This is a genomic window from Streptomyces sp. NPDC005799, from assembly GCF_040630525.1.
Lineage (GTDB): Bacteria > Actinomycetota > Actinomycetes > Streptomycetales > Streptomycetaceae > Streptomyces > Streptomyces griseorubiginosus_B.
The window spans coordinates 1-5,612 of sequence record NZ_JBEXXQ010000139.1 but is presented as its reverse complement, the minus strand read 5'-3'; the positions used below and the strand labels follow the sequence as shown (position 1 = coordinate 5,612).

The 5,612-nt window shown below is 71.2% G+C and carries 6 protein-coding genes; 4 read left to right on the top strand and 2 right to left on the bottom strand.

What is annotated here, in order from left to right:
• Together ABZ453_RS50255 and ABZ453_RS50250 are read left to right on the top strand one after the other, a co-directional pair.
• On the top strand, nucleotides 1–126 hold a 126-nt coding region (locus ABZ453_RS50255), incomplete at its 5' end, for an acetyl-CoA carboxylase biotin carboxyl carrier protein subunit (protein WP_359024758.1).
• A gap of 686 nt (nucleotides 127–812) precedes the next feature.
• Nucleotides 813–1,361 carry a helix-turn-helix domain-containing protein gene (locus tag ABZ453_RS50250; protein ID WP_359026664.1) on the top strand — a complete coding sequence of 183 codons (549 nt, stop codon included), beginning with the start codon at nucleotides 813–815 and terminating at the stop codon, nucleotides 1,359–1,361.
• 22 nt (nucleotides 1,362–1,383) lie between these two features.
• On the opposite strand, the gene ABZ453_RS50245 is transcribed toward ABZ453_RS50250, so the two are convergent.
• Nucleotides 1,384–2,328 carry a DeoR/GlpR family DNA-binding transcription regulator gene (locus ABZ453_RS50245; protein WP_359026662.1) on the bottom strand — a complete coding sequence of 315 codons (945 nt, stop codon included), beginning with the start codon at nucleotides 2,326–2,328 and terminating at the stop codon, nucleotides 1,384–1,386.
• A 166-nt stretch (nucleotides 2,329–2,494) separates the two neighbouring features.
• Nucleotides 2,495–3,943, bottom strand: a complete 1,449-nt coding sequence (locus ABZ453_RS50240) for an NAD(P)H-quinone dehydrogenase (RefSeq protein ID WP_356762278.1) — start codon at nucleotides 3,941–3,943, stop codon at nucleotides 2,495–2,497.
• Between the two features lie 107 nt (nucleotides 3,944–4,050).
• Here ABZ453_RS50240 and ABZ453_RS50235 point away from each other — a divergent pair, with 107 nt between their 5' ends.
• Together ABZ453_RS50235 and ABZ453_RS50230 are read left to right on the top strand one after the other, a co-directional pair.
• A complete protein-coding gene (locus ABZ453_RS50235) occupies nucleotides 4,051–4,488 on the top strand; it encodes a gamma-glutamylcyclotransferase (protein ID WP_359026660.1) in 438 nt (145 codons plus the stop codon).
• Nucleotides 4,489–4,599: 111 nt separating this feature from the next.
• Nucleotides 4,600–5,424 (top strand): purine-nucleoside phosphorylase, encoded by an 825-nt coding sequence (locus ABZ453_RS50230; protein ID WP_133049985.1) that lies wholly within the window; start codon nucleotides 4,600–4,602, stop codon nucleotides 5,422–5,424.
• Nucleotides 5,425–5,612: the final 188 nt, after the last annotated feature.

The window sequence follows — 5,612 nt, the reverse complement described above, 5'->3', positions numbered from 1 at the left end:
GTCCTGGAGGCGATGAAGATGGAACAGCCCCTCAACGCCCACCGCTCCGGCACCATCAAGGGCCTGTCCGCGGAGATCGGCGCGTCCATCAGCTCGGGCGCCGCCATCTGCGAGATCAAGGACTGACACCCGCGGTCCCACAAGGCGCCCGGTGGACTGGAACGACCAGCCCACCGGGCGCCTCGCCTTTCCCAAATCCCGCCCGCCCGCCTTTCCGGATCCCGGCGGCCCGCCTTTCCGGATCCCGGCGACCCCCCATCTCCCGATCCGGCCGCCCGACTTCTCCGGATTCAGGCAGCCCGTCATCCCCGGATCGCGGCAGCCCGCCTATCTCCCCATCCCGGCGGCCCGCCAGCTCCCGTCCCGGCCGCCCGCCTTCTCCAGATCCCGGCCGCCCCCCTCTCCAAATCCCGGCGGCCCCCCCATCTCCCGATCCAGGCCGCCCGACTTCTCCGGATTCAGGCAGCCCGTCATCCCCGGATCGCGGCAGCCGGCCTATCTCCCCATCCCGGCGGCCCGCCAGCTCCCGTCCCGGCCGCCCGCCTTCTCCAGATCCCGGCCGCCCCCCCTCCAGATCCCGGCAGCCGGCCTATCTCCCCATCCCGCCAGCCCGCCAGCTCCCATACCGGCCGCCCGCCTTCCCCAGATCCCGGCCGCCCCCCTCTCCCCATCCCGACCGACGCACCTCGATGGCATGCTGGACGCACGAGGAAGCATCGTGGGGAGAGCACATGGAGGGCATGGTGACCACGACGTCGGCGCGGACCGCGGACACCGGCGGCACCGGGATGCCGCCCACCGCCCCGCGCCCCATGCGCGCCGACGCCCGCCGCAACTACGACCGCCTGCTCACCGAGGCCCGCGCGGCCTTCGCCACCCACGGCACGGACGCGTCCCTGGAGGACGTGGCCCGGCGCGCCGGCGTGGGAATCGGCACCCTCTACCGCCACTTCCCCAACCGTCATGCCCTGCTGAGTGCGGTCTTCGAGGACGCCGTCAACGACCTGCTCTCCCGGGCGAGGGAACTCCAGACGGCCCCGGAACCGTGCACGGCACTGGTGACCTGGCTGCGGGAGGTCGTGGCGCACGCCGGTGAATACCGGGGACTGGCCAGGGCGTTGATGTCCGTCTCATCGGACCGGGCCTCGGCCCTCGCCCGTTGCAGCACCCCCATGCGCGAGGCGGGAACGGCCTTGCTGACCCGAGCCCAGCAGGCCGGCAGAGTCCGCGCGGACGTCGAGATGGGCGACCTGCTCCAGCTGACCCACGCGATCGCCCTGGCGGCGGAGGAGTCACCGGCGGACCCGCAACTGCCGGACAGGCTGCTCGATCTGACCCTGAGGGGCTTGAAAGACGCCTGAGGACAATGCCGCTGACGGGGCCTTACCGCCGCCGCATGTCCGCGACGCGGGCCCGCTCAACCCCGGCGTCCCCCAGCACCGTCGCCGTCCTGAGGCCGGCCCCCGGAACCTGCCGCCGCTGTCCCGGCAGGGCCCGCGCCTGACGCGGGGGGACCGCATCGCCCCCCGGGTTCCCGGAGTTCCCCGACGCCCCCGCCACGGCGATCTGCACGCCCTGGTCCGCCAGGGCCTGCAACTCCGTGGCCGCCCGGTCGTCGTGGGCCGGCGGCTCGTCCGTCACCAGCCGCGTGATCACATCCGTGGGCACGGTCTGGAACATCGTGTCCGTCCCGAGCTTGGTGTGATCGGCGAGCACGACGACCTCCGCGGCCGCCTGGACGAGCGCCCGGTCGACGGAGGCCGACAGCATGTTGGACGTGGACAGCCCGCGCTCCGCGGTGAGCCCGCTCCCGGACAGAAAGGCCCGTGAGACGCGCAGCCCCTGCAGGGACTGCTCGGCCCCACTGCCCACCAGCGCGTAGTTGGACCCACGCAACGTCCCGCCGGTCATCACGACCTCCACCCGGTTGGCATGGGCCAACGCCTGGGCGACGAGCAGGGAGTTGGTGACGACGGTCAGGCCGGGCACCCGGGCGAGCCGGCGGGCCAGCTCCTGCGTGGTCGTACCGGCCCCCACCACGATGGCCTCGCCTTCTTCGACGAAGCCCGCGGCGAGGTCGGCGATGGCCGTCTTCTCGGCGGTCGCGAGATGGGATTTCTGCGGAAAGCCGGACTCCCGCGTGAAACCGCCCGGCAGTACCGCACCGCCATGCCGGCGGTCGAGGAGTCCTTCTGCCTCCAGTGCGCGCACGTCCCGCCGTACGGTCACTTCAGAGGTCTGGACGACGCGGGCGAGTTCACGGAGCGACACGGCCCCGTTCGCTCGCACCATTTCGAGGATCAATTGGCGACGTTCTGCAGCGAACACGAAACTGACAGTAATGCCAACGACCGTCTGCTTTCAGCTGTTTGCGCCGAATAGCAGAAGTTGTTCGCACGCAAGCACGCCGAGTGGTATAGGGCCTACCCATCCCGCCTATGCCGCACGCACGCTCGACAACTCCCCGTGACCAGCGGGGAATCGCTTTCGGCCGTCAGACCTCGCCACCGGTCTTGCGTGTGTGGAGCTGACGGGCGACCTCCGCGATCGACCCCGAAAGGGAGGGGTACACGGTGAAGGCGTTCGCGATCTGTTCGACCGTCAGATTGTTGTCGACGGCGATCGAGATCGGATGGATCAGTTCCGAGGCACGCGGGGAGACGACCACACCGCCGACCACGATGCCCGTGCCGGGCCGGCAGAAGAGCTTCACGAAGCCGTCCCGGATGCCCTGCATCTTGGCGCGCGGGTTGCGCAGCAACGGCAGCTTCACCACACGGGCGTCGATCTTCCCGCCGTCCACGTCCGCCTGGGTGTACCCGACCGTGGCGATCTCGGGGTCGGTGAAGACGTTCGACGAGACGGTCTTCAGGTTCAGCGGAGCGACGGCGTCACCCAGGAAGTGGTACATCGCGATACGCCCCTGCATGGCGGCGACCGACGCGAGGGCGAACACACCGGTCACGTCACCTGCGGCGTACACACCGGGAGCCGTGGTCCTTGACACCTTGTCGGTCCAGATGTGCCCGGACTCCCGCAGCTTGACCCCGGCCTCCTCGAGGCCCAGCCCCGCGCTGTTGGGAATGGCACCGACGGCCATCAGACAGTGCGACCCACTGATGACCCGCCCGTCGGAGAGCGTCACCTCCACCCGGTCGCCGACCCGCTTGGCGGCGGCGGCCCGCGAGCGCGCCATGACGTTCATGCCGCGCCGCCGGAAGACGTCCTCCAGCACCGCGGCCGCGTCCGGGTCCTCACCCGGCAGCACCCGGTCCCGCGACGACACCAGGGTCACCTTGGACCCGAGCGCCTGGTAGGCGCCGGCGAACTCGGCACCGGTGACACCCGACCCGACCACGATGAGCTCTTCCGGCAGCTCGTCGAGGTCATAGACCTGGGTCCAGTTCAGGATGCGCTCGCCGTCGGGCTGGGCGTCGGGCAGCTCACGCGGGTGCCCACCGGTCGCGATGAGCACGGCGTCCGCGGTCAGCGTCTCCTCGCTCCCGTCGACAGCGGAGACGACGACCTTCCGGGACCCGTCGAGTGCCTGCATGCCCTCCAGCCGCCCGCGCCCGCGCATGACCCGCGCCCCGGCCCGCGTGACGGAGGCGGTGATGTCGTGCGACTGCGCGAGAGCGAGCCGCTTCACACGCCGGTTGACCTTCCCCAGATCAACACCCACCACCCGGGCGGCCTGCTCCAGCGGCGGGGTGTCGTCGGCGACGATGATCCCCAGCTCTTCGTACGACGAATCGAAGGTGGTCATCACCTCGGCCGTAGCAATGAGAGTCTTCGACGGCACGCAGTCGGTCAGCACCGACGCCCCGCCCAGACCGTCGCAGTCGACGACGGTCACCTCCGCGCCGAGCTGGGCGGCCACCAGGGCCGCCTCGTATCCGCCGGGTCCGCCACCGATGATCACGATCCGAGTCACGTACCCCATTGTCCCGCACCGCTCAAGGTGCTATTGCCCGGGGCCGCGGCAACGGGTTGGGCAAGGGGCGCCTGTTCCCTGTGAGCCCCCTGTTCTCCCTGCCGTACCCTCTCCCCATGTCGCTCTACGCCGCGTACGCCGGCAACCTCGACGCGCGGCTGATGACCCGCCGCGCCCCGCACTCGCCGATGCGCGCCACGGGCTGGCTGAACGGCTGGCGGCTGACGTTCGGGGGAGAGCACATGGGCTGGGAGGGCGCCCTGGCGACCATCGCCGAGGACCCCTTCTCCCAGGTCTTCGTCGCCCTGTACGAGGTCGCGCCGCCCGACGAGGACTCGCTGGACCGCTGGGAGGGCGTGGGCCTCGGCATCTACCGCCGTCTGCGCGTCCGTGTCCACACCCTGGAGGGCGAGGAGTCGGCCTGGCTCTACGTCCTCAACGGTTACGAGGGCGGCCTCCCCTCGGCCCGCTACCTGGGTGAGATCGCGGACGCGGCGGAATCGGCCGGCGCGCCCCACGACTACGTCATGGAACTCCGCAAGCGCCCGTGCTGAACCACAGCCACCACACAGCCCACCGTTCGTTGGAAACGACAAGACAACGATCGCCATCCCGTGAGCTCCGTCATCTACGCGCGTAGGCCCAGACCGGCTACCCTCAGTCGCGTGAACGCATCTCTTCTTCCGGACGACATCCAGGGCGACCCGCACGCCGCCGCCGACGCCGCCGCCGCGCGCCTGCGCGAACTGACCGGCGCCGAGACCCACGACGTCGCCCTCGTGATGGGCTCCGGCTGGGCACCGGCCGTGGACGCCCTCGGCACTCCCGACGCCGAGCTCCAGGTCACCGAGCTGCCCGGTTTCCCGCCTCCGGCGGTGGAGGGTCACGGCGGCAAGATCCGCTCATACGCCATCGGCGACAAGCGCGCCCTGGTCTTCCTGGGCCGCACCCACTACTACGAGGGCCGCGGCGTGGCGGCGGTGGCCCACGGCGTCCGCACCGCGGTCGCCGCCGGCTGCAAGACGGTGGTCCTCACCAACGGCTGCGGCGGCCTCCGCGAGGGCATGCGCCCAGGCCAGCCGGTCCTGATCAGCGACCACATCAACCTCACGGCCACCTCCCCCATCATCGGTGCGAACTTCGTCGACCTCACCGACCTCTACTCCCCCCGCCTGCGCGCCCTGTGCAAGGAGATCGACCCCACCCTGGAGGAGGGTGTCTACGCCCAGTTCCCCGGCCCGCACTACGAGACCCCGGCCGAGATCCGCATGGCCCGCGTCATCGGAGCGGACCTGGTGGGCATGTCGACGGTCCTGGAGGCGATCGCCGCGCGTGAGGCAGGCGCCGAGGTCCTGGGCATCTCCCTGGTCACGAACCTGGCGGCGGGCATGACGGGCGAGCCCCTGAACCACGAGGAGGTCCTCCAGGCGGGCCGCGACTCGGCCACCCGCATGGGCTCCCTGCTCGCGCAGGTCCTGGACCGCCTCTGAAGGTCGCCGAAGGGGGTGCCGCGTCCGCGCGTGTGCGGGCCCGTCGCGTGGCCGCTCGCGCAGTTCCCCGCACCCCTGACGGGGTAGCAGTCGCCGTTCCTGCGAAGGGGACGGGGCGGGGGGTGTCCGCCCGCAGTGTCGGGCGTCAAGAAACAGCACCGCAAGACCCACAGCACCGCCCGACCGCG

Coding starts and splice junctions, on each gene's coding strand:
- ABZ453_RS50240 (WP_356762278.1), bottom strand. CDS start 3,943: ATGGGGTACGTGACTCGGATCGTGATCATCGGTGGCGGACCCGGCGGA.
- ABZ453_RS50235 (WP_359026660.1), top strand. CDS start 4,051: ATGTCGCTCTACGCCGCGTACGCCGGCAACCTCGACGCGCGGCTGATG.
- ABZ453_RS50250 (WP_359026664.1), top strand. CDS start 813: ATGCGCGCCGACGCCCGCCGCAACTACGACCGCCTGCTCACCGAGGCC.